25 protein-coding genes are annotated in these 24,639 nt (G+C 40.8%); 6 read left to right on the top strand and 19 right to left on the bottom strand.

What is annotated here, in order from left to right; translation table 11 throughout:
• Window positions 1–12 precede the first annotated feature (12 nt).
• Window positions 13–828, top strand: a complete 816-nt coding sequence (locus ACXJY6_RS06485) for a peptidoglycan binding protein CsiV (RefSeq protein WP_458767760.1) — start codon at window positions 13–15, stop codon at window positions 826–828.
• Window positions 829–902: 74 nt separating this feature from the next.
• Here the strand turns inward: ACXJY6_RS06485 and ACXJY6_RS06480 are convergent, their stop codons facing one another.
• From ACXJY6_RS06480 to hinT, 7 genes are all read right to left on the bottom strand, one after another.
• Window positions 903–2,192 (bottom strand): NAD(P)/FAD-dependent oxidoreductase, encoded by a 1,290-nt coding sequence (locus ACXJY6_RS06480; protein ID WP_456049376.1) that lies wholly within the window; start codon window positions 2,190–2,192, stop codon window positions 903–905.
• 340 nt (window positions 2,193–2,532) lie between these two features.
• Window positions 2,533–3,072 carry an alpha/beta hydrolase YcfP gene (gene ycfP, locus ACXJY6_RS06475; protein WP_456049375.1) on the bottom strand — a complete coding sequence of 180 codons (540 nt, stop codon included), beginning with the start codon at window positions 3,070–3,072 and terminating at the stop codon, window positions 2,533–2,535.
• A 68-nt stretch (window positions 3,073–3,140) separates the two neighbouring features.
• Entirely contained in the window at window positions 3,141–4,028 is an 888-nt protein-coding gene (locus tag ACXJY6_RS06470; RefSeq protein ID WP_458767759.1) for a phosphotransferase, read from the bottom strand.
• Window positions 4,029–4,077: 49 nt separating this feature from the next.
• The gene (lpoB, locus tag ACXJY6_RS06465; RefSeq protein WP_456049373.1) at window positions 4,078–4,668 is read right to left on the bottom strand and encodes a penicillin-binding protein activator LpoB; all 591 of its coding nucleotides are present in this window, start codon (window positions 4,666–4,668) and stop codon (window positions 4,078–4,080) included.
• Window positions 4,669–4,697: 29 nt separating this feature from the next.
• Window positions 4,698–5,093, bottom strand: a complete 396-nt coding sequence (locus ACXJY6_RS06460) for a YcfL family putative periplasmic lipoprotein (RefSeq protein ID WP_458767758.1) — start codon at window positions 5,091–5,093, stop codon at window positions 4,698–4,700.
• Complete coding sequence (locus tag ACXJY6_RS06455) at window positions 5,090–6,478, bottom strand: COG3014 family protein (protein ID WP_458767757.1); 1,389 nt, start codon at window positions 6,476–6,478, stop codon at window positions 5,090–5,092. The genes ACXJY6_RS06460 and ACXJY6_RS06455 overlap by 4 nt, the downstream gene beginning before the upstream one ends.
• A gap of 60 nt (window positions 6,479–6,538) precedes the next feature.
• Window positions 6,539–6,889, bottom strand: coding sequence for a purine nucleoside phosphoramidase (hinT, locus tag ACXJY6_RS06450; protein WP_456049370.1), 351 nt, complete (start codon window positions 6,887–6,889; stop codon window positions 6,539–6,541).
• A gap of 311 nt (window positions 6,890–7,200) precedes the next feature.
• Between hinT and ACXJY6_RS06445 the strand changes: the two genes are divergently transcribed.
• Window positions 7,201–8,355 carry a Card1-like endonuclease domain-containing protein gene (locus ACXJY6_RS06445; RefSeq protein ID WP_458767756.1) on the top strand — a complete coding sequence of 385 codons (1,155 nt, stop codon included), beginning with the start codon at window positions 7,201–7,203 and terminating at the stop codon, window positions 8,353–8,355.
• Between the two features lie 99 nt (window positions 8,356–8,454).
• On the opposite strand, the gene fadR is transcribed toward ACXJY6_RS06445, so the two are convergent.
• Window positions 8,455–9,294: a fatty acid metabolism transcriptional regulator FadR gene (gene fadR / locus ACXJY6_RS06440; protein WP_458767755.1), complete on the bottom strand. Its 840-nt coding sequence runs from the start codon at window positions 9,292–9,294 to the stop codon at window positions 8,455–8,457.
• A 527-nt stretch (window positions 9,295–9,821) separates the two neighbouring features.
• Here fadR and nhaB point away from each other — a divergent pair.
• A complete protein-coding gene (nhaB, locus tag ACXJY6_RS06435) occupies window positions 9,822–11,414 on the top strand; it encodes a Na(+)/H(+) antiporter NhaB (RefSeq protein WP_456049367.1) in 1,593 nt (530 codons plus the stop codon).
• A gap of 72 nt (window positions 11,415–11,486) precedes the next feature.
• Window positions 11,487–12,002 (top strand): disulfide bond formation protein DsbB, encoded by a 516-nt coding sequence (gene dsbB, locus ACXJY6_RS06430; RefSeq protein ID WP_458768079.1) that lies wholly within the window; start codon window positions 11,487–11,489, stop codon window positions 12,000–12,002.
• An 80-nt stretch (window positions 12,003–12,082) separates the two neighbouring features.
• Here dsbB and ACXJY6_RS06425 read toward each other — a convergent pair whose 3' ends face one another.
• From ACXJY6_RS06425 to cysB, 4 genes are all read right to left on the bottom strand, one after another.
• Window positions 12,083–14,872 (bottom strand): DNA translocase FtsK, encoded by a 2,790-nt coding sequence (locus tag ACXJY6_RS06425; protein ID WP_458767754.1) that lies wholly within the window; start codon window positions 14,870–14,872, stop codon window positions 12,083–12,085.
• 196 nt (window positions 14,873–15,068) lie between these two features.
• Entirely contained in the window at window positions 15,069–15,563 is a 495-nt protein-coding gene (gene lrp / locus ACXJY6_RS06420; RefSeq protein ID WP_456049364.1) for a leucine-responsive transcriptional regulator Lrp, read from the bottom strand.
• Between the two features lie 193 nt (window positions 15,564–15,756).
• Entirely contained in the window at window positions 15,757–16,977 is a 1,221-nt protein-coding gene (locus ACXJY6_RS06415) for a methyltransferase (protein ID WP_458767753.1), read from the bottom strand.
• Window positions 16,978–17,029: 52 nt separating this feature from the next.
• Complete coding sequence (gene cysB / locus ACXJY6_RS06410; protein ID WP_456049362.1) at window positions 17,030–18,004, bottom strand: HTH-type transcriptional regulator CysB; 975 nt, start codon at window positions 18,002–18,004, stop codon at window positions 17,030–17,032.
• A 235-nt stretch (window positions 18,005–18,239) separates the two neighbouring features.
• On the opposite strand from cysB, the gene ACXJY6_RS06405 reads away from it, so the two are divergent.
• Window positions 18,240–19,001, top strand: coding sequence for a DNA repair protein (locus ACXJY6_RS06405; RefSeq protein WP_456049361.1), 762 nt, complete (start codon window positions 18,240–18,242; stop codon window positions 18,999–19,001).
• Window positions 19,002–19,040: 39 nt separating this feature from the next.
• Here ACXJY6_RS06405 and ACXJY6_RS06400 read toward each other — a convergent pair whose 3' ends face one another.
• From ACXJY6_RS06400 to ACXJY6_RS06370, 7 genes are all read right to left on the bottom strand, one after another.
• The gene (locus ACXJY6_RS06400) at window positions 19,041–19,727 is read right to left on the bottom strand and encodes a hypothetical protein (protein ID WP_458767752.1); all 687 of its coding nucleotides are present in this window, start codon (window positions 19,725–19,727) and stop codon (window positions 19,041–19,043) included.
• Window positions 19,727–20,632 (bottom strand): hypothetical protein, encoded by a 906-nt coding sequence (locus tag ACXJY6_RS06395; protein WP_458767751.1) that lies wholly within the window; start codon window positions 20,630–20,632, stop codon window positions 19,727–19,729. The genes ACXJY6_RS06400 and ACXJY6_RS06395 overlap by 1 nt, the downstream gene beginning before the upstream one ends.
• 78 nt (window positions 20,633–20,710) lie before the next feature.
• Window positions 20,711–21,451 (bottom strand): hypothetical protein, encoded by a 741-nt coding sequence (locus ACXJY6_RS06390; RefSeq protein WP_458767750.1) that lies wholly within the window; start codon window positions 21,449–21,451, stop codon window positions 20,711–20,713.
• Between the two features lie 66 nt (window positions 21,452–21,517).
• A complete protein-coding gene (locus ACXJY6_RS06385) occupies window positions 21,518–22,252 on the bottom strand; it encodes an amino acid ABC transporter ATP-binding protein (RefSeq protein ID WP_456049357.1) in 735 nt (244 codons plus the stop codon).
• A gap of 1 nt (window position 22,253) precedes the next feature.
• Window positions 22,254–22,922, bottom strand: coding sequence for an amino acid ABC transporter permease (locus ACXJY6_RS06380; protein WP_458767749.1), 669 nt, complete (start codon window positions 22,920–22,922; stop codon window positions 22,254–22,256).
• The gene (locus ACXJY6_RS06375) at window positions 22,922–23,677 is read right to left on the bottom strand and encodes an amino acid ABC transporter substrate-binding protein (RefSeq protein WP_458767748.1); all 756 of its coding nucleotides are present in this window, start codon (window positions 23,675–23,677) and stop codon (window positions 22,922–22,924) included. The genes ACXJY6_RS06380 and ACXJY6_RS06375 overlap by 1 nt, the downstream gene beginning before the upstream one ends.
• Before the next feature lie 272 nt (window positions 23,678–23,949).
• Window positions 23,950–24,084 carry a hypothetical protein gene (locus ACXJY6_RS06370; RefSeq protein ID WP_456049354.1) on the bottom strand — a complete coding sequence of 45 codons (135 nt, stop codon included), beginning with the start codon at window positions 24,082–24,084 and terminating at the stop codon, window positions 23,950–23,952.
• A gap of 209 nt (window positions 24,085–24,293) precedes the next feature.
• On the opposite strand from ACXJY6_RS06370, the gene ACXJY6_RS06365 reads away from it, so the two are divergent.
• A complete protein-coding gene (locus ACXJY6_RS06365; RefSeq protein WP_456049353.1) occupies window positions 24,294–24,479 on the top strand; it encodes a DUF1289 domain-containing protein in 186 nt (61 codons plus the stop codon).
• Window positions 24,480–24,639 lie beyond the last annotated feature (160 nt).

Raw genomic sequence — 24,639 nt, 5'->3', positions numbered from 1 at the left:
GATGGAGTTAAAATGAAAATACTGGTTTCACTGCTGATGTTAGTGATTGCAATGCCAACATGGGCTAGGCAGTTTGACGTTGAAGTTATCATTTTTAAACGTAACGTAAATGCAGAAACAACTGGGGAGTCATGGCCTGATTCTGTTGAACCGATCTCATACAGCAACAGTGGTAGCCTGCAATCATCCAGCTTCAAAAGTTCGCATGGAGTGAGTCTTCTGCCACGTTCAATGTATCAACTTAGCTCTGCGAAACAGCGCTTAGATAATCAGCAAGAGTTCCAAGTATTACTCCACACAGCTTGGCGTCAGGGAGACAGAGGGGCATCACGTGCTCCAATATTCCATTTCTCAGCGGGTAAAAACTATGCATCACTATATAACCCAGACGGAAGCGAAATTGCATTGACCGAATTACCCTCAACAGACTCTCTTTTAGAGTTTGAAGGCAATTTGCAAATCTATGTCCAACATTATTTATTTGCCAATGCTGAATTTGATTTGCGAGCGCCAGCCATGCGTAAGGTGGAATTGGAAGAGTCTGACCTCGACATGCCAGTACCGGACATCGATGAAGGTATTGATTTGAATATAGGTACAGTGAGCACCGACATAACCAGTATCGATGTTCCGAGTGTGGACATAGCGAATGTCGATACAGATGAAATCGCGCTCGATGGGATCGATTCCCTTCAAGACAACTTTGAATCAGAGCCGTTTTTAAAAACCTACCGACTCAACCAAAAACGGAAAATGAAAAGTGAAGAAATCCACTACTTCGACCATCCATTGATGGGTATGGTAATTCAGGTTCGAAAAGTAGAGTAACTTACCTAAAGAAAGCGCTGCGTACATAAAAAAACGCTCCCTAAATGGAAGCGTTTTTTATTATCCAAAAGTTATTAATGAAGCTTTAAATTAGGACGTAGTACGCGGTTAATTCGTCCAACAAGCATCATTAGCCCTGTTTTAACGACACCATGAAGTGCCATTTGATGCATACGATACAATGAAATGTACACCATGCGAGCAATGCGCCCTTCAACCATCATTGAGCCTTTAGTCAAATTCCCCATCAGACTGCCGACTGTAGAGAAGTTACTCAATGAAACCAATGAACCATGGTCTTTATACACATACGGCGTCAGCTCTTTGCCATTTTGCCTAGCTAAGATATTTTTGTACGCTAAGCTGGCCATTTGGTGCGCAGCTTGAGCGCGAGGTGGCACAAATTTACCATCAGCTTGAGTACACTGAGCCAAATCACCAATCACAAAAATATCATCATCTCGAGTCGTCTGTAGTGTATCTTTAACCACTAACTGGTTAATTCGATTGGTTTCTAACCCTGCGATATCTTTAATAAAGTCTGGTGCTTTAATTCCCGCAGCCCATACCATGATCGTAGCGTCGATTTTCTCACCATCTTTGGTTGTCAAACCTGTTTCATCAGCTTTGGTGATCATAGTCGTTGTACGAACCGTAACACCCAATTTAGTCAATTCAGCATGTGCGGCACTGGAAATACGAGGTGGTAAAGCTGGCAAAATACGCTCACCCGCTTCAATCAAGTTAACGTTTAACTTACTTGAGTCTAAATCATCAAATCCATAAGCTCTAAGCTCTTTGATCGCATTGTGAAGCTCGGCGCTAAGCTCTACACCTGTCGCCCCAGCTCCTACAATCGCAATATCAACGGTTCCATTGTATTGCTTCCAATGAAGCTTAAAGAACTCATTGTTCATCTCTTCACGGAAGCGATGCGCTTGCTCTGGGCTATCTAGGAAAATACAATTCTCTCGTACACCTGGAGTATTAAAATCATTAGACGTCGAACCAATCGCCATTATTAATGTGTCATACGGGAACTGTCGCGTTGGCATGACCTGTTCACCTTTGTCGTCGGTCATCGCACTTAACGTGATGTATTTCCCTTCACGATCAATATTTTCCAGCTTCCCCATACGGAACTTGAATCCGTGGTTCTTAGCGTGGGCACGGTAACTAATTGCATCGACACCTTCATCTAGAGATCCGGTCGCGACTTCGTGTAATAAAGGCTTCCATAAGTGACTTGATTTACGATCGATCAGCGTAACTTCTGCTTTACCTTTTCGTCCTAATTTTCTACCTAGCTTGGTCGCTAGCTCTAAACCACCAGCGCCTCCGCCAACAACAATAATTCGTTCCACAACATAATCCTCAAAAAGTACAAAAATAGCGCTGCCCGAACAATGTCGAACAACGGAAATTAGTTAACAATATATGTGTAGGGCCAAGTGTCGTCTCAAGCACGGTCTAAACTCACCAATCGAATTGCGGTTTAGATTAAATTGGGCGAATTAATATTTCGCTCTTTTATTGATGTAAATCAACTTATTTCGTAGCGCACATTATATCGAGCAAATTGGAGCACGCAATAACAAAATTGAGAAAAAAACATTATCAGAGGTAGGGTTTATACGAGCGGAAGTAGTGGTAAATTAATCGAACATTGACTATAGGATGTAATCGTCAATGTTCGAGAAAATATTAAGATGACTTAAATGCTTTAATAGTTTGGAGGTGCTGGGAAATTTTCTGGAATTTATGCGTTTGTGTTTCGTCCCAAATAATATCGTAGTAGTCCGAAAGTTCATCAGCAGAGCGTTGATTATCCAAAAATTCATCTTCTTTAGATAAGATCGCTAGACAGCGTTGGCGATTTGTTTTTCGATATTCTGAAACGCATTTCGTTGCAATATCTTCATACTCTTCAGGGCGGTCAATTTTTCCATCCATATTATCTTCTGGGTGCAAATTTGGATTGAAAATCACTTGTTTGATTCCAGACAGAAAACCAATTCGCTCAGACCAATATCCGCCTAACCCTACACCACAAATCAATGGACTTTCATCACTCGTTTCCTGTAAAAGCTTATGAACCTCTTTTAGCAGGTGCTGCATATCGTGTTTCGGATGAAGCGTACTGTAATTTATAAAACGAACATCTTTATCAATAAACTGAAGTTGGAGAACTTTCTCGTGGTTTCCCTGACTCGTCGAGTCAAACCCATGTAAATATATAATCATAGTACGTCCCTCATACAACCAAGTGTTTAATCTACCACGAAATACAAGGTTTTAAAGTGGTTAGATTTTTATTGATTGTTTTCATGGAGTAAACAGTGATCGCTTCGACACAATGACTCAAGAAGTCGCTGTGAATTGAGCAAATATTCATCACTTTCTTTATGTTGATGAGCAATATAATACCAAAGTAGAGCGATAAATCGCACTCTCGGCTGCCACGCTTCCACACCATCAATCCAACCTTCAACATCATCAATACCTCTTAACTGACAATACTGTGATACCAATGTAATCACGTCGCCGTCTGATTGCTCGACTAACATTGCCAATTCAATTCTAGGATCAGCTAAACAAGAATACTCCCAATCAATAAGATGATAGCTACTTTTCGTTTGAATAACATTGTGTGCACCCACATCAAAGTGACATAAGCAATTTTCTAAGGGTGATAGAGTTGGAGGAGATCGCAATTGTTGATAAAGATGACGCAGCTGTGGCGTCATATAGGGTGACTTAATAAGTTGACGCCAATAATGCTCGATTCGAGCAGTAAATTGAAAGGGTGCAAACGTAAGATGAGACACATCTAAGTCATGAAGCCGGCCAACCAATTCAACAAGTAACGAGTCGTCAGCGGACAACACCTCATTCCCGTCTAGCCATTCAACCAAGAGGCCGTGCGAATTAACCAAAATTGCATTGACCGATTGTCCTTGAGTTTGGGTTGTTAAATACTGAAGAACTTGAAACTCTTGTTGGCGAGATATATTAAACGACCGCGTCATGTGACTAACAGGCCGCCATAATAGTGTTGTTTTACTCTTAAAATTAAGTTTCCAACTGAGGTTCGTTAGACCAGACACAGTTTGGACTGAGTCTGGTGTTTGAATCGATGAACGTAGTGAATTCAGTGAGGGGTCTAGCAAACAAGCTTCATCCCATGACAGTTGAGCCATAAAATTTCCCCTCTTATCAACGACTCAGTGGCAAACTGATAGAGTGAATTTAAAAACCTAGAAACGACTTAGTTTGTTCTTTGCGAATTTCGCTCTCATCCGCCCACTCGATCAGCCCAGAACTTAGATCCATTAATCGCATTGTCATTTTGTAATAGACATCTTCACGACTATCCGTACTTTTTACGATACTAGATAGATTGCCATAAAGCATGTATTCAGCGCCCGCCATTCTACCAAATTGAATGGAACTACTTTTGTTTACCAGCTCATCATTATTTTGAAAATTCAATTGCTTACGCACTGATTCAACGCGTGAGGCATCGACAAAACGGAACTTTCCAGACTGCAATAACTTAGTGCTGATCGTATCGGTAATCGATTCGGTATCAATATGTTCACTGGTTTTATTCTTAATTCCATCAACAAATACAATTGGGCGGCTATCACGAGTAATGGCGCTAATTGAACCGGCCATCATCATACTATCAACCATATCAGCGGCGATGGTTTGCAAATCGGTTGAGCCGAATTCTACCGTTGTCGTCTCAACCGATTGTGCGTCACCATAATTCACGACAGTCGAACAACCACTCAGAACGGTTGATAACCCCAAAAGACAAATTACTAATTTTTTCATCCTGATCGATCCTTAAATACTGGCTTTATTCAATGAGAATATTCGCGAATTTGAACTCGAAATTCTTTCCCTTTAGGAGAAAGTGATACTTCTGATAATGACATTACGTCGTGACCAAAAATGGTTAGTTTATTCCAAGCACTAGGTCTTAAGTTCACTTCAAGTCCTTGCTCATTATACCAATGGAAGCGGTATTGAATGTCAACGTTCGCTGCGGTTTTGTTGCGCACTCGTACGATGCCCTTCGAATGCCCCTGCTCTTCAGCTGACGAAACACCTTCTACACTAATCGTATCTGCTGTTCGACTGTCATCCATGATAACTTGCTGAAACTTACCTTCGACCGATAACCCAACCGAAGGAGAGCTAGAGCACCCTGCAAGGATTATCATGGTCGTTAGAACTAAGAGCCATCTCTTCATCATAGATTTCCTAACTGCTTATGCCACACAACGGCATTTTCACTTTGTCGGCTAATCCACACTAGCGTTGTACCTTGACGTTTGGTCTGAATCTCATATTTTTTTCCACCAACAACCAGTTGCACCTCTCCCGCCTCTACTATTTGAGTAGCACTGTAGACTTCGGCAGGTAAGGTTAACCAGCTTCGAGTATCGGGTTGCTCTGTTAAGGTGTTAAAGATATTCACCAAAAAGCCAGACAACGGGTCTTCCTTGCTAATTTGTTGACGAAATTGTTCCTTCACCACCACTCGTGCAACTTGTCGAAGCAACGTCGATGATACTCGCTCATGAAGCTGATATTGCGCCATTTCATTTACATCGGTGAGTAAGTCACCTTGAATAGCCTCACCATTAAATATGGGAGACCTAAACGCACCACGCAACCTATCGGGATAAAAAGGCAGTGATACAGAATATAAAATGCTCCCCTTACCGGTATATATTGGCAAACTCTGTTTCCAAGATCGAAGCGCACTGACCACCCCTTGTTCTTGAACCACAATAACGCGTGCTTGATCCTTATTTAGAGATGAAGCATGACCATATTTCGCAATTAATAGATCGAGGTCTTGGAAAGCAGAGAGTTTAGTTGCACAACGTATAACACTCTCGATAAGAGTCCGGTTATTCGGTTGAAGCGCTAAGCCCCGTTTGTAATCAATATAAGCATCGTTTACATTTCCATCGGCTTCGTACATCAAACCTGATACGAAAAATAGATAACCATTTTGTACGGCTGCTAGAGACTCTGTCGAAGTAGGATACTGAGCAAGAATGCTACCAACATTGGCCCGAATACCTTGAGAATCAAGCTGTGTGGATTCTTTCTCGAATCTATCTTGACGAATATCTTTGGCTGTTTCTTGGACCTGGTTTGCACGCCTAAATTCAACCAATGCATCGTCTAGGTTATTATCAACGACATAATTCAAAGCCAAATATAGATGAAGAAAGCCTAACTCGTAATCTGCTGGCTCATAATCTGTCAGGTTATCATTGGTAATTAAGCCACTAACACTATTTGATGACTCAGAAAGAGAGACTATTGCTTTCTGTTGTTTCTCCGTTACCGCTGCATCACTTTGCTCAAGCCATTTACGACTTGCCTGATTGTCCTGATTCAAGAGAGCAACTCGACCACGTTCAAAGTTATCTAAAATGTCACCAGCAACATCGCCCTGTGCGGCTAGCTGCGCCTGTTGATATTCACCTTGGCTAACATAATCATGAAGATCAACATGCTGTGCACTATAGTGGCTAAATAAATTTCCAGCCGAAAAATTGCTACAAGCAGACAAGCTGAGCGCACTCAATATTACCAATGCAATACGGCTAATTAACTTCACTTGTCTTACCTTAGCAATGATTTCATAGCAAAAATGACAGAACTATCCCTCTGTCAGCCTTCAGTTCATTAATAATGGGCCGAGAGGTTTCCCACCTAATAAATGCATATGAATATGATACACTTCCTGACCACCATGTGAGTTACAGTTCATAATCAGACGATAACCATCTTCGGCAATCCCTTCCTCCATTGCGAGCTTCTTCGCCACGGTAAACATTCGCCCCATCGCTAACTCATCCACTTCTTCGATATCGTTAACCGTAGCAATAAATTTATTCGGAACAATTAAAATATGACTTGGTGCTCTCGGGTTTATGTCTCGAAATGCAGTAACTAACTCGTCTTGATAAAGAATATCAGTTGGAATTTCACGTCTAATAATCTTACTAAAAATGGTTTCTTCGGCCATGTTCGACTCCATAAAATCGTCGAGATTGATAATACGTAAGTATGCTGTAACGCATCATAAATCTCAATTAAAACCCCACGTCCTTTCGTCCTGTTCACTTCACAATGTTCATTACCTTATATCAGAGTCAAATCAAGACAATAAGTTCACAATAGACAATGGCGACCCACTTTCCCTTAATCTCCCTATTTTTTACCAATAAACTCTCATTTTAAGAACTTCACTTGTTTTTTATCGATGTTAACCCGATATGATTAAAGAGCTTGCCGCTTTTTATACGACTCATTGCAAGCCAAGTATGAGGAATAGTTATGGCCATTCACGTTGGCATTATTGATCAAGATCCAGTTCGCTTAGTGACACCTCTTCTCGACGAACGAAGTAATGGCAGACACCTTTTATTATTAGGCGATCAGTCACAATACCCGATTTACACTAGATTGCAGAAAGTATTAGAAGAAAAAGACATCACGACAGAGTTTTACCTTATCCCATCAGGGACACGTATCTCCGCTATCAAAGAAGCAATCACCCAACTCGCGGAGGATGTTTTAAATCGCGGTGAAAAAGTCAGACTAAACGCCAGTTGTGGCCTGCGTCACCGTTTGCTCTCAGCGTACGAAGTTTTTCGCAGTTATGAATGCCCTATTTTTGTCGTTGAGCCCAATTCCGACCGCTTGTGCTGGCTCTATCCAGACGAAAAAGGGTATAGCCAGCTTCAGGATCTTATTACGATTCCTGACTACCTCTCAATATTTGGCGCTCGGTGTGAATTTATCGACCATAAAATACCGGAAGAGTTAGACAAAAAGTTGTATCAATTAGGTGAACGTTGGGCGAGCAATGCACTAGAACTCGGCCCCGGGCTAGCAACATTAAACTACTTAGCGACCACCTGTCGAAAAGAACAAAAACTGGATGTGGAATTAAGCGAGAAACAACAGGGCTATAAAGAACTCAATCAATTAATTAATGACTTAGTTGATGCTGAAATCGCACAGTATGACAATGGCATACTCACCTTTGCCAATGAAGATGCAAGACGATTCTCCAATGGTGAATGGTTCGAAACCTTGGTCGACTCGATCGTGCGTGAGATTCAACAAGATATGCCAACAATCCAAGACCGCTCATTAAACGTTCAGGTATTTCGTCAACTTGGTGAACAGGAAGTCAAAAATGAGCTCGATGTTGCTACTGTCGTCAATAACAAGCTTCATATCATTGAATGCAAAACGAAAGGCATGAGAGACGATGGCGATGACACATTGTACAAACTTGAATCGCTACGAGACCTCTTAGGTGGACTACAAGCACGAGCAATGTTAGTGAGTTTTCGTCCTCTCAGACACAATGATATTTCCCGCGCACGTGATCTTGGGCTCGCGCTTATTGGGCCAGAAGAACTAAAAACCTTAAAAACACATCTCACCAACTGGTTTGCCGACGCAGGAGGCACCGAATAACGGTATTGCTTTATTCAATAATAAAGGGGCCAAACTCGGCCCCTTTATCATTCACTAAATTACTATTTCGCTAAATTATCATTCGCTAACAAAGGTTAACTAGGAGTCATCTTCGGTGAAGTTAGTCGGTAACGCCAACTTCATCTCGTTCCAAATCAAACCACTGTCTTTTCCATACTGTCTAATCAATACAGGTAACTCACTGCCATTACCTGACTGATTCATTGCCAGCAAATCACGATAGAAATTTAGTGCTAAAGCGCGAGCAGTTGGGTTAGAAAAGTAAAAACTACCCACTCGATCATAGAGCTTTTTAACACCATTAAATATCAGACCGTAAATTTGGTTTCCAGAATTAAAAGCCAACCTTTGGAACAGCATATAGTCGTAGTAATTAAAGGTTTTTGCGATTAGATCATCATTTCTCTGCTCTGACGATAATTCACTATCTTCTTTAATCGTTACTCTAATCTTCTCGCCATAAGGAAATTGTTCAACAAACTCATCCCAATTATCAGCACTCAATAGAGCATCACAAGACGTTAAGACTCGTTCCAACGTTTGTTGTGCTTCTTGAGGATTGTGCTTAAATGCAGCACTAATAAAAATTGGGCTAATATTCGTTCTCGCTGAAAGAAGATCTTCGACAATACTGGTCGCATTATCAGCATCTAATGTCATCAGTGTATCCAAAATATGAAGACCTGATGTCTCCATAAATTGATTTACTTTTGTCGGTTTACCATGTTGAATTGTCAACCATCCATCTCGAGCTAAGCGCTGTAACACTTCTCGAAGTGTTGTTCGGGTAACACCTATTAGCTCAGATAGCTCTCGCTCGGCGGGGAGAATAGAACCTGGAGGGAATCGTCCTTTCCAAATACTTTCGATAATATATTTCTCTGCAAATCCTGCGGGGCTTTTCGCCTTGATAACCATTAAATCAGTTTTCCAATAATTATTGATTTCTCATTATGTTATTCGACTCATCATACCACTAGTACCACACAACGGAAACTATAAACCTCAATCAAGAATGCGAATATAGACACGAATACAAAGCTCTAACAAAAAATAGGCATTTGTTATAAATCACACAATTTACAACAAAGAATTGATTTAGAGTAAATACGGAACAAGGGAAACTTATTAAACTAAGGTCTGATAAGAAAAATAGACGATAGTACTAGCACGTTGGATAAGTCAAAGCGTATAATTCCGCCATCTTTATACACCTGTTATGCATAATAATTCAAATATGAGATTAGGTTCTCATCCTGAGCGTTTGAAACTATATTTTATGTGCTTTGGGTATAGTTTTTGCTGTTCTAAATTTGAATTGTAACAATTATTTAGGAGTGCCGTGGCAGAGGAGCCTCTCAACAAGCTACGGTGTATTTATTAGGGACGTCGATAATTCCAAATTAAGTGGAACATATTGTCGATATATAACAAGAGAAATAACCATGCCTTTAACAATGGGATCTGCATTTATTAAGAACTTCCTGGGCCATACGCCCGACTGGTATAAAGTCTTAATCATTGCGTTTTTAATTATCAATCCAATCGTATTTTTTGCAGTCAGCCCTTTTGCTGCAGGGTGGCTACTTGTCGCTGAGTTTATCTTTACCTTAGCAATGGCGCTAAAATGTTACCCATTACAGCCAGGTGGATTGCTCGCAATAGAAGCAGTAGCGATTGGCATGACAAGTCCCGATCAGGTACTTCATGAGCTTATCGCCAATATTGAAGTATTGTTACTATTGATTTTCATGGTCGCTGGCATTTACTTTATGAAGCAGCTACTGCTGTTTATCTTTACTAAGATACTGTTAAATGTCCGTTCCAAGATTCAACTATCTTTAGCTTTTTGTGTTGTCGCAGCCTTCCTTTCTGCATTCCTTGATGCCCTAACCGTTATCGCTGTGATTATTAGTGTCACCATAGGGTTTTATGCGATTTATCATAAAGTCGCTTCAGGGAGTAAATCAAACCACTCTCACGATCACACTCAAGATGGTCATTTGAATGATTTAACTCGTTCAGACTTGGAGAACTACCGTTCATTCCTACGCTCTTTACTTATGCACGCCGGTGTAGGTACCGCATTAGGTGGGGTAATGACCATGGTCGGCGAGCCTCAAAACTTAATCATCGCAAGCCAAGCCCATTGGCAATTCGGTGAATTTATTCTCCGCATGCTTCCGGTTACCTTACCCGTATTTTTCTGTGGCTGTTTAACCTGTATGGCTGTTGAGAAATTTAAGGTATTTGGTTACGGCGCTGAATTACCAGCCAATGTTCGTCAAATCTTACTCGACTTCGACGAAGAGGAAACAAAGAAACGTTCTAAAACTGATGTCGCTAAGCTATGGATTCAAGGTGCTATCGCAGTTTGGTTAATTGTTGGACTTGCATTTCATTTAGCCGCTGTAGGTTTAATTGGGCTTTCAGTTATTATCTTGGCAACGGCATTTTGTGGCATTACTGAAGAGCACGCTCTTGGAAAAGCGTTTGAAGAAGCTTTGCCATTTACCGCTTTGCTTGGCGTTTTCTTCGCGATTGTTGCCGTAATTATCGACCAACATCTGTTCAAGCCTGTTATCGAATCGGTTCTTGCCGTTGATAACCCAGACCTTCAACTTGCTCTATTCTATGTAGCGAATGGTGTACTCTCCATGGTTTCGGATAACGTGTTCGTCGGTACGGTATACATCAATGAAGTCATGACCGCATTAAAAGAAGGCATCATCACTCGAGATCAATTTGATATGCTTGCAGTCGCGATCAATACAGGTACAAACCTCCCTTCGGTTGCGACACCAAATGGACAAGCAGCGTTCTTATTCCTGCTAACTTCTGCTCTTGCACCGTTAATTAGATTGTCTTATGGCCGTATGGTTATTATGGCATTCCCATACACTATCGTACTTGCTCTTGTCGGTCTATTTGGCATTGTGTATCTACTCGACCCAATGACTTCGCTTTTCTACGACTGGGGACTACTTATCCACCATTCGGCGAAAGATATTACTGAAGCAGCAGTTTCAGGACATTAATTTAGAGTTCTCTACGGAACCATTCCATGATAAAAAGCTCTGATGTATCAGAGCTTTTTTCTTTGTAAGGTAATCATCGTGTTAAACCAATTGAAGTTATTTTCGCAGCAGCGTCTCTCATGGGGATTACTGCTCGCATCAGTCATACTCTTTGAGCTATGTGCACTGTTTTTCCAACACGTAATGGATTTAGAGCCGTGTGTCATGTGTATCTACGAACGAGTTGCCATGCTGGGAATTGGTGGGGCAGCCATTATTGGTTTGATTTCACCAAATACCCCATTATTTCGCATTGCTGGGCTTTTGGCTTGGCTTGGCGCGGCGGTTAAAGGGTATTTACTTGCTTCTCAACATGTAGAATACCAAATGAACCCTTCACCGTTTGCAACGTGTGATTTTTTTGTTCAATTTCCAAGTTGGGCACCACTAAATCAGTGGCTACCACAAATGTTTGAAGCGTATGGTGATTGCTCTGATATCGTATGGCAATGGTTTGGCTTGTCGATGCCACAGTGGCTAGTTGTTATTTACGCCGCAAATGCGATTATTGCACTCCTATTTATCGCCTTACAATTTAAAAAATCCTAGCGTTAAAAATCTATATTGATACAAACAAAAATGCCCTACTTCATTATGAGTTAGGGCATTTTTACGTTCATCCTATATGTTTACATATCTCTAGGCGGCGCTGGAGCCAACACTTCACGGTTTCCATTATGTCCAGGCGCACTGACTATGCCTTGTGCTTCAAGCTGCTCTACAATCCGCGCTGCTCGGTTATAACCAATTTTAAATCGACGTTGAACCCCAGACACTGAACCGCGTCGAGATTGAACCACATGTTCCACAACTTGATCAAACAATGGATCAACATCTTCATCTGTCTCTGGTTTCTCACCGGGCAATAAGCTTTCTGGTCCTTGATCGCCATTGGTAATTTCTGAAATATAGTTTGGCTTACCACGTGCTTTCCAGTTATTTACCACCGCATGCACATCATCATCGGATGCAAATGCACCGTGTACTCGCGTCGTATGACTTGAGCCTGGTGGAAGGTAAAGCATGTCACCCATACCCAATAACGTTTCCGCACCACCTTGATCTAAGATGGTACGAGAGTCGGTTTTCGTCGAAACGGTAAAGGCGACACGGGTAGGAATATTAGCTTTGATTAGACCCGTAATGACATCTACAGATGGGCGCTGTGTCGCTAGAATCAGGTGTATTCCTGCTGCTCGAGCTTTTTGCGCCAGACGTGCAATTAATTCTTCTACTTTTTTACCGACAACCATCATCAGATCGGCAAACTCATCGACGATGACAACAATGTATGGCAGTTTTTCTAGAAGTGGTGGCAGTTCATCCATACTGTCACCCTCTTTCCATAGTGGGTCATGAATAGGATGTCCTGCTTCTGCTGCCATTTTTAACTTGTCGTTAAACCCTTTTATACTACGAACCCCTAACACTGACATGAGTTTATAACGACGCTCCATTTCCGCCACACACCAACGTAAAGCGTTCGACGCATCTTTCATGTCGGTGACTACTTCAGATAATAAATGCGGGATACCTTCGTAAATCGATAACTCCAACATCTTTGGATCGATCATAATAAATCGTACATCTTCAGGAGTAGATTTATACAACATACTCAATATCATCACGTTAACGCCGACAGACTTACCCGAGCCAGTCGTACCTGCGACTAACACATGAGGCATTTTAGCTAAATCGGCAATGACGGTTTCGCCCGCAATATCTTGGCCCAATACGACCGTAGTCGGAGACGTTGATGCTTTGAATTGTTCACTGTTGATTACGTCAGAAAGGAAAACGGTCTCTCTGGTTAAGTTCGGTAGTTCGATACCTATATAGGGTTTACCTGGAATAACTTCTACCACACGAACAGCAGGAGCAGAAAGTGAACGAGCTAAATCCATAGACAAGCTAGAAATACGGCTCACCTTAACACCCGCAGCCAAATCAAGCTCAAAACGTGTAATAACTGGCCCCGGGAAAATACCAACTACTTCAGCGCTAATCTTGTAATCTGCCAATTTGGATTCAACCAAACGAGCAATATCTTCAAGCGCCTCTTGGTCAATAAAGGCCGCCCGCTTTTCAGGCTGATAGAGTAGCTCTAACGTTGGCATCGGCTCTTTTGGTTTGGGCAGATTTACTTCTTTTTGAATTAAAAATGGATTCTGAGACGCAACGTGTTTTTGCTGAGCCTCGGCGACAATCTCTTGGAATGCGGTGACATCCGGGTCAATATCAGCCTCTGGTATAACATTCTCGGCTGGCGCATCATCTACAACCGATAAATCCGAAATTGTCGGTTCAGGATTATTATCAATATCCAAGGTCGAAATGGTTATTTTCTCATCTACAGTATCGGTAAACACATCCACATCACTTGTCGGTACCTCTTCAATCTGTGGTGCATAATCATTATGTTGTAAAGCTTGGTCATCTAACTCTTCGATAGTCGCAGTGAGTTGCTGAGAACGAGGTTCAATATCATCGGATAATGATGGCTCAACATGAAGCTCTTGGGCATCAGACTGAGGTGCATGGGGCTGTGGCATATGGATATTAAAACGACGGAGCGGTTTTTCAGGCTCTGGTTTTTCCAAACTTTCAACTGAATGCTCAACCTCAGTATCTAATAATTCACTGCCCAATTTTTCTTGTTGAAGCGAGGTACTCTGAGTTTCAACAAGAGGCTCATCCATTTCAGCAATAAGATCGCTCGGAATCTCTTTCTTTGCTTCCATGAATTGCTCAGTTTTTTCACCCCGTAATTTGTTCATCACAAATTGTGTGCTATCGATAACCGAATCACCTAAAAATTCAACGATTGAGAGCCAAGAAATCCCCGTCAGTAACGTAAATCCTGCACCCCATAGGAACAAGAACGTTAGCGTTGAACCCAAGACATTGAATGTTGGGAGTGCAAGACTCGACAGCACATCACCTACTACGCCACCAGACGAGAAATACCATAAATCATCAAAGTTAATATCGGCCAACCCACAACTCGTCAGCAACAAAATGGTGATACCTAATAGTCGTGTCGCCCACAAGGTAAAATCGAGTGAATCATCTTCTATCCGGCGGATAAACAGCAACCATGTGGCAAAAATTAGAATAACCGGAATCGTATACGCAAGAGAACCAAAAATAAAAAACAGTGTATCGGCTATCCACGCTCCGATATATCCGCCCGCATTATGCAGTTCTGTTCCCCAGGCTGTTTGAGACCACGATGGATCAGCAGGGCTATATGTAATGAGAGCAACAAAGAAGAAAATGGAGACTAAAATAGCAATAATTAAGACACTTTCTCGGAGTCTTTGAAGTCCATTTAGGCGAGATGTGGTGCGCGGTAATGACTGAGGCACCGCGTTAGTTTTTACGATAGTTTTAACTTTGTTTTCGTTCTCTTTGAGCATAACCAACTAGTTTATGTGAGCGTAAACATATACGCTTTATTATATCATTGAATGGATAAAAACAGCACGAGCGGCAAAAGCCGCTCGGTTCTTAAATGGGATTTAACCATATCAGTTTTAAAAACCCAATCTGTTTAGGACAGAATCTCGAAAGATATCGTATCTCTACGACAAACTTATCATCCTTCGCTTATCGCTAGCGCGTTTTAATCACCAATTGATTGCTTTGTTTCACTTCTTCCATAACAACATAGGTTCGAGTGTCATTAACTCCAGGAAGACGTAATAGGGTATCACCCAACAACTTACGGTACGCGCCCATATCCGATACACGTGTTTTTAATAAATAATCAAAATCACCAGAGACAAGATGACACTCCTGAATATCATCTAACTTTTGAACTGCGACATTGAACTGTTCAAATACATCTGGTGCACCACGGTTCAAGGTAATTTCCACAAAAACCAAAAGCGACGCGTCTAAATACTGAGGATTAAGTAAAGCAGTGTAACCTGTAATGTAGTTCTGACGTTCTAAACGACGTACACGCTCCAAACATGGTGTTGGAGACAGCCCCACACGCTTGGACAATTCGACGTTTGAGATTCGACCATCTTTTTGTAATTCATTGAGAATATTTCTATCAATTCTATCTAAATCCTTGGAGGGCTTTTTATTATAGTCAGACATAGGTTCCACCTTTTTCACATCCTTGCAAAATCAAATATTGGGTTCTAATTGTAAGTATAACTAGCCATCATAATAGCACTTTACTAGTTATATGCTCGAAATTTTATTCAAAACTCTGTATTTTACAATCAAAAATAGTAAAAATCGGCAAAATATCTCGCATTTCGATACATTAACAACATTTAAAATAGGTTTATAACTGTGCGTGAATGAGTAAATTTCGCGGTGTTACTATGCTGGAACAAAACTGTTCAACAGACACATCGTAACCATACTCTTGTAAATAAAGGACTTTATCTAGCACTATCCAAGCTTCTAGAATTGGATAAAACTGCTGCTGAACAAGTGAAATCCTTTCCATCTGATAGAACTTTTTTTCTGCTTGAGAAATATAATCATTAAAATCACATTCTCCAATAGCGCGAGAATGGTAATCAGCGGCCCAGCGAACGAAATGTTCAAATCCTTCCGCTAGCATCGACTTTTTGATACTTGGCAACGGTGTGTATTCTTGGTCACCGCACTGCTTACGAAAAATCATATCCACGCCGATCCGATACATCATCTCAAGTTTTCGGTGACGTTTTACTCGTTCGCCACCGGTTACTGTTTGTTGCAGTGGAATCCTTAATTCTTCCCTGGTCAATTTCACTTGCGCACGCTGATAGGCATCTGATATTGGCATGAAACGATCAGATTGGATTAAGTGATAACAACAAGGTGCGACAGTTAATGCTGGAAGATTTAACTCCGTCCCATACTGAATAAGTTTGATATGAAGATCACCACAAGCGTGCAAAGCGAGAGCATGGGAACTAGGATGAATCGCCTTCTTGGCTGATGGTAATAAAGCGTCTCCCTGAACAAATGTAATAGGCAGCAAATGTTGCTTAGCGAATGCTCGTCCCGCATCACATAAAGTCGCTTGATACTCAAAGCTCACAACTTTCTTCTTAGTATGACTTGCGAGCAAGCGCCCAAGATAGCCTTTACCCGAACACCATTCTAACCATTGTTCGGCTTTCGTCACTCGTCTCACAACGGCATTCACCATTGCATCAAGTTGAGCGGCTTTCCTTCCCGGAATACCGTTAATTAAACCTTGAACTTGTTGCTCTATCGAGTAGCTATCATCAACTTTTGAGCTGGTGGGAAAACGTGCTGCATGACGTACATCAATCAATTCAGGTAACAATGTGTACAACCAATCGTCACCAGATTGTTGCCTATGAGCGGCAATATCGTGATCCGAAATCGAATTTAAAAAATCCGATAGTAATAAATACTCATCACACCAAGGATAGCGTGATGAATCATCACTTTGAGTTATATGCTGAAACGGCTGATAGCGCCATAGTGATTCAGTTTTGGCTAAGTATGAATCTAAGTATACGAACAGAGAACAATAATCCATTTCACCTAAGACTCGCACTTGCAGTAAACATCAAAATCAACACCAATAACGTCTATTTAATCGGTAAATCGATATCCTTAAACATCAATTCAATTTCATGATTCGATTTTAATGACATGGCTTGTTCAACAACTGGCTTGGTTAGATGAGGAGCAAAACGTTCCATAAAATCGTACATATAAGAACGCAAAAATGTACCGCGGCGAAAACCGATACACGTAGTGCTCGATCCAAAAATATGACTCGCGTCTAACGCAACTAAATCGGTATCTTGGTGCTTATCAACCGCCATACTTGCGATAACGCCAACTCCAATACCCATACGAACATAGGTTTTTATCACATCGGTATCTGTCGCGGTAAACACAACCTTAGGCTGTAACCCAACGCGATAAAATGCAGTATCTAACTCAGAAAACCCCGTAAAGCCGAATACGTAGGTCACTAAAGGAAACGCCGCAATATCTTCAATAGACAATTTGCTTTTCTGAGCTAAAGGATGGTCTTTAGGAACAACAATCGAACGATTCCAGTGGTAACAAGGGAGCATGACAGAATCTTGATAGAGGTGGAGCGCTTCGGTTGCAATCGCAAAATTTGCAGTCCCCTTCCCTAAGGCTTCCGACATTTGCGTGGGAGTTCCTTGATGCATATGAAGTGAAACTTTAGGATATCTTTGCGTAAAGCTCTTAATCACTTCAGGTAACGCATAACGAGCTTGGGTATGAGTTGTCGAAATATTCAACGTTCCCATCTCAGGGTGAGTATGCTCTCCCGCAACAGATTTGATACTTTCCACTCGAGCAAGAATCTCTTGTGAAATGCGAACAATTTCTTCGCCAGCAGGAGTTACTTGGGTAAGGTGTTTCCCACTACGCTCAAATACTTGAATTCCTAGCTCATCTTCCAATAAGCGGATTTGCTTACTGATTCCGGGCTGAGAAGTATAAAGGCTTTCTGCTGTCGCCGACACATTGAGATTATTGTTCACGACCTCAACGACATATCTGAGTTGTTGTAGTTTCATTTTGGCTGAATTCCCATGTGTGACGTAGATGAAATCAGTATATAATGATTAGTTATAAAGTGTAACTCTTTGGCTATAACTAAATTAATTACGGAGCCCAATAACGCATATTAAACCGCACCCCGCAATTTCCAACCAATCAATAATTTATTATAAATTAACAATTCTATAAAGAGCAGAGTTTGATCCTATATGCTAAGCTAATATTTTTAGGCATGAAGTAACTAACGATCATATGAGTATTGGATTAATCATCACATTAGTTGGAATTTTGCTCGTCATGGTTTTGGGCTACAACGTTATGTTGCAGTACAAAGCCAAAGTAAACGCGGCAAAAAAGCAAGAATCAACACGCCAATTTGCTATCATCGATAGTACTGAGCAATTAATAAGTAACGCTCACCACATACCCTATAGCCGCAACTTGCTCATCTGTTTGAATACTCGAATCCTTGATTCATTAGAAAACATCTTGGAGTGCTCTCCAGAGAATAAGCAAATCAAACAGCGCATTGTCGATGTAAAAAACCATATTAAAGCAATGAAGGCACAAGGTGACGATACCAAAACTGCGGCATTTCGTGTTCCAAGCAGTGACAAGCAAGCTGTTGGAATGCTAAAACTGGTTAAACGCCTGAGAGAGACAATTCGCAGTGAACACAATAAAGGCCGTTTTGAAACTCAAGCATTTATTGCTGAAAATGCACGTTTAGAAACCATACAGCTCAGAATCAACATTGAAAACCTGATGAAGCGCAGCAATGACGCAATCGCAAAAGGCCAAGTCGGTACCGCGGTGCAATTACTCAAAAAAGGAATTGATGTGTTAAGTCAGAAAAATGATGAATTCTCAGTTCAAGCACGAGAAAAACTCCAAACTATGTTTGACGATATGGAAAATAGTCGTAAGTCTAAGCTTGATGAAGGTCATGAACAAGTCGATGACGAACGTAAAAACGATATGGCTATGCTATTTGGTGAGAAGAAAAAGTGGTAAAATTATTAACGCGTTAAATACGATTTAAACATTAGCGTATTAACGCGTTTTACGTTTTCTTGTTTTCACTACCGTAACTCGAGTGCTACACATATAGTCCTCTTTAAAGAAATCCGATTCAAGCATTTGCTCAGGGACAGTAAGACGTATTACGGAGCCAGCAAGTACAATCGTTTTAGCACTGATTCCCGCAATATAAGAAACATCCCCTTTCTTCAACACAACCCCTTTACAAAAAATGGGCGTATTGTTGATTCGCACTCCTTTAATTAATTCAAAGCCAAATACCGTTAGATCTTTTTTAGGCTCAGAGATCGTTTCTTTAAATTCAACATCAACTACAACAGGTTTTGAATGAACAATCTCCCCGAGTACATCGACTTTATCTTTCACTGAAGCAGAAAACACCCACTCACTCAGAATCGGTTCCCACTTACCCCCCAGCTTCAAGCATGCTAAATAAGTAAAACGATTTTTTCTTCCTCCATTTAGCGTACAAATTGCAATGGAGTCTTGCTGTTCAAATGGCAAGGTCAATCGAAATACACTATCCAGCGAGCCATGCTTATATCGATCAGAGACATCTTCAACATGAAGCCGAAACGATCCAATAGGAAGCTCACAGCTGTTCTCATCAACTACTATACGGCAATGCCGCTCTTTTATGCCATCAACATAGCAGCGAAAATAGTGCTCACCTTTCTCGATAACTTCAAAATCTCGCACTAGTGATTACCAAAGTCTTTTCGAATTTTTTCAGCAAGGTTTTGTTGCTCTAACTCGACTGCATCTAAAGGTGTTATTTCTTCAATGGAGAGGCTCGCTTTTTCTTTTAATACATCACTAATTCGCTGGCCAAATTTATGGTTGAAGGCATCACCCTTAGCAATGCTTTCATCGATAATTCTATCATTCTCCGTCACATGCTGCGTGTCCAATGCAACATCGATTTCACTCTGCTTAGCGGCGATTTTTATGTCCATGTCTTCCAACATGACTTCTCGGAACCATAGAGTGTATTTTCGGTTAAATTCGGTCTCGAAGTAGCGATCGGATAATCGGCGAACTTCATGCATTTTAAATCTCTTAATATAAAGCTCGACGCGAGTAAGCTCTGAAATCGGCACTGGATAGTGAAATAAATTTTGCCTCGCTTTATACATCGTCTCCTTAGTTGGAGAATTCGCCAATTGACGCAGCCTGATTAATGAAGGTGGCCACTCTCGATCTTCGTCTAAGCGTTCTAACAGATTTGCTTCAAGTCGCTTATATGATTCTGGCGTCAATGAGGCAGCGAATTTCATAAAATGCACATCCGGCTCGTCACCAAAAAAATGCCGAAGTTTAGAGTCAAATGCTTGCATCAACATGCCCCAAACTTTCAAAATCTGGATATGTTGCCCGCTCTCTTTGTACTGAGACAAAGATTCTTTCGCTTTTGTACTGAGTGACGTATTTGTGGATGACGCGGGCGTATTCGAACCCGATGAAGGAAAACTGCTTTTTCGCTGTTGTACTGGGTATCTATCATTGGTGGCTTGCTTAGACATTTTTCCCATACGTCGTAAATGATCTTCGAATGATTCTCCTACCTGAGCGATATTTTTCGGTTTGTTAAAATCATCTGACATTGTCACTTATCCACTCTTCAATTACTTATTGTTCTTAATGTATCTATAGTACGCCGATAGAAAGCTTTATTAATAGCCTCAGTCGTCATCTTCTGAAAGATAATTCATCACTTTTTCTTCAAACTCACTTAGTGCCGACTGCTTAACAGGTCGATTCGCCGCTTTGGCATTCACTCGTGAAAATGATAGGTCTTTAACATGTTGAATTTTTTGATATAACCGATTTGTTAGCTGACTTAAACTAAACAATTTTTCTCCAGTAGCATGAACATCGACAACAAATGCATCCCAAATTTCTTTTCTATTGTGGACACCTTGTTTATACATAATGCCTTCCGCCCAATCCGGAATCTCTTCCATGTGAATTTGCAGAACACTGTACTGTTTTTCATTGGCATTTCTATCGAGAGGGGCGATTTGAGAGCGTTGGTTTCGATTGAGTTTTGCTCTGCTAGTGGTTTTGTTCTGATTTAATCGCTCATTCTGCTCACGAGCCAGTTTCATCAAATCGACCTGTCCGGTAGAGGTTTTGGACTGAATGGGATTTTTTTCAATCTGAAGACAGCCCGAAAACTGTCCGGTTAAATCTTGTTTATTAGAACGGTCCAACGAAATTAAAGGTGTTGCGGGCGTTGTAAAATGCTGCAATAAAGTCCTAACAACACCATCTGGCATCCCTGTCATAGCGACAAGTTCTGTCATTGACGTGCAAAAATTTCCTTTATTATCGGCAATCTCAGCTAACGCCAAAAACAGCAATTTATCTTCTGCTTTATGGGTTTTATAGTTCCATACCAATTGAGTCAGTTTCGTTGACATTGCCAAAACCTCGAATACAAACAATCCACGATTATCGGTGACTATTCGCTGAGATTCAATGAATAACTAACGTAATACTCGAGCTAAAAATCGTTGGGTTCTAGGATCCTTAGGATTACTCAATAATTCGTCCGATGGCCCTTGTTCAATAATTGAACCTTCTGCCATAAAAATCACGCGGTCGGAAATATCTCGAGCAAATTCGATTTCATGAGTCACGATAATCATCGTACGCTTCATCTCAGCAAGTTTTTTAATCAGGCTTAAAACTTCGTCAACCCATTCTGGATCTAATGCCGAAGTAGGCTCGTCAAATAGAATAGCCTCGTTTGGCACAGCCATTGCGCGACCAATACCGACGCGTTGCTGCTGTCCACCAGAAAGCTGGCTAGGATAATGATCGGCTCTATCTTTAAGACCAATTTCTTCCAATACCGACAAGGCCGTTGCGCGAGCCTGCTCTTTGGGCTGTTTCCAAACTGTCGTCAACGCTTCACTGATATTTTCAGCGGCCGTTTTATTCGCAAACAAAGAGTAATTCTGAAATACAAAACTCAAGCTGCGTCTGAGGTCAAGAATTTGTTGTGGGCTAGCATGGCTCGCATCAACCTTGTGTTGACCAACTTCAATCACGCCTGCACTTGGCTCTTCAAGGTAATTCAAGCAACGAAGCAGTGTTGATTTCCCAGTCCCAGAAGGACCAATAATCGCCACGATTTCACCTTGCTCTACAGTTAAGTCGATACCTTCTAGTACCTTATTGTCACCAAATGACTTACTCAGATTTGTTACTTTTATCATGTTAATAAGCCTTGGCTAAATGTTGTTCTAGTCGATATTGTACTTGCGTTAAAATGGCAACCAAGCCCCAGTAAATTAATGCCACAGCTAAAAATGCCTCGAAAAACTTAAAGCTTCCCGCGGCTTCCATTTGCGCTTTTGCCATAATTTCAGCAACCCCTAACGTGAACGCTAACGACGTGCTTTTCAACATATCAATAAAATAGTTCATCAATGACGGTAACGCGATACGAAAGGCTTGCGGCAATACAATCCGTCGAAGTGCCTGGAAACGAGTCAAGCCAAACGCATAACTGGCTTCCCACTGATTTTTCGGTACAGAATCAATCGCAGCACGCAAACTTTCTGATTTATAGCTAGAAAAGTGCAAAGTCAAACCGATCACTGCACACGTAAATGCATCCAATCCAACCATAAAAGGTAATATTTGCGGTAGGCCGTAATAAAGGAGAAATAACTGGACAAGTAACGGTGTACCACGGAAGAACGAGATAAAAATCACCGCCGCAGCATTGAGTCCAGGAATTTTAAATACCCGTATAATGGTTAAGATAAGAGCAAGAATCAAAGAGAAGAACAGCCCAATCAGGGCCATTCCGATGGTGACTTCCAAATACTTAAACAGTATCGGGAAGAGACCAAGCATATAGTTAAAATCAAAGGACGCCATTACTGGGTGATATCCCCTTTAAACCACTTTTGAGAAATGCTAGACAAAGTGCCATCTTTTTTCATTTCGGCCAATGTTTCATCGACCTTAACTCGCAACGCATCACCTGCTTCACTTTTCACAAATGGCATTGCATTTTGAATCGACTCTAGAGGTTCACCAGCAAGTTGAAGTGGTAAGCCTGATTGCTCAATGAGTGCCAATGACGACACTTTATCCATAACAAAAGCATCAGCACGGCCTAATGCAACATCACGTTCGATACCTGTGTCATAAGTCACGATATTAATGCTGTCGTCTTCGTTATGTTTTCTAAGTACTTCTTCGAAGTTAGAACCAAGGTTTACAGCAACTTTCTTACCTTTTAGATCTTCAACACCATTAATGCTGTCGTTACCTTTACGCACAACAATTTGCACACCATCGATGACATAAGGTGTAGAAAAACTGTATTTCGCAAGACGAGCTTCGGTAATGGTAATCTGGTTAGAAATAGTATCGATGCGACCCGTTTCCAATAAACCAAACAGACCCGAGAAGTTAGCCGTTACGAACTCAATATTCCAGTCGTTACGTTTACCAATTTCGTTCCAAATATCAACTTCAAACCCTTGCAACTCATCTTGTTTCACAAAAGTAAAAGGGAAATATTGGCCAGACATACCGACTTTAACATCACGTTCTGCGGCTACAGTGATATTCGCTACTGCTACTAGGGCTAACCCGAGAATAATTTTCTTAAAAAACTGCTTCATGATTTTTTTAACCACTATATATATGAAAATGTAGCCTGACATTTTACGCTATATTAATTCATCTAGAAATATCTATTTGTTATATTAAATGACGACATCTACAAAAATCTGATGATAAATCATAAAGCAAAGAGATCGTGGAGAGCTTGAGGTTAGTTGATTGGCGGTTAAGGGACCAAATTAAAAGACAAGCACAAACCCACTGCTCTTAGCATGCCTTAGCAATGAAAAAGCAACGGGGGAAGCGTTAAGTAAAACAAGAAAAAAAATCGCTACTTCTTTGACGCTTTGATTGTGTTTTTAATGAAGAAGAACATCAAGAAGGCAAAGATAGACACTGTCACACCCAACCCAATAAATGAATAATAAACAACGGGATCATTTAATAACATATGATATAAGTCCATATTGTACTCCTTCGTACTAATGCGATATGGCTTAATAGTAGAAACAATGCATAGTTTTACAGATGATACAGATCAATCGTTGTTTAAAATATCTCCAGTAAAGTATCATTTTTGAGCCATAGATCATCATATAATGCTCGCTGATGCGTTTATATCAGAATCCAATTAGACACTCATGTCACGAACCAACAGAGTATAATTAAACCAATATGTTTATAGGAAACAATACCAGTCTCATTACGCCTTGTACCAGTCGATGTAAAATAGACAATAATAATGTGTGTACAGGATGTTACAGGACGTCACAAGAAATTACCGATTGGATCAATAAATCGGATGATGAAAAAATTAACATCGTCATTCGGTGCAAGAAAATGATAGCAAAGGAAGAATAAGCAACTCATTGTTGTTCAATATAATGTTTGGGTGAATAGTTGTACACGCTTGAATATCAATGATAAATCAGTATTACCGCTAAAATTATCAGTAAGAAACACCCTACTTTAAGTTATTTACTCTAATCAATACAATAGGATAAACTTGCAAAAATAACAT

Source organism: Vibrio phycocola, from assembly GCF_054404255.1.
Note: the sequence above shows the minus strand (reverse complement) of the source record. Positions and strands in the feature narration are given on the sequence as shown.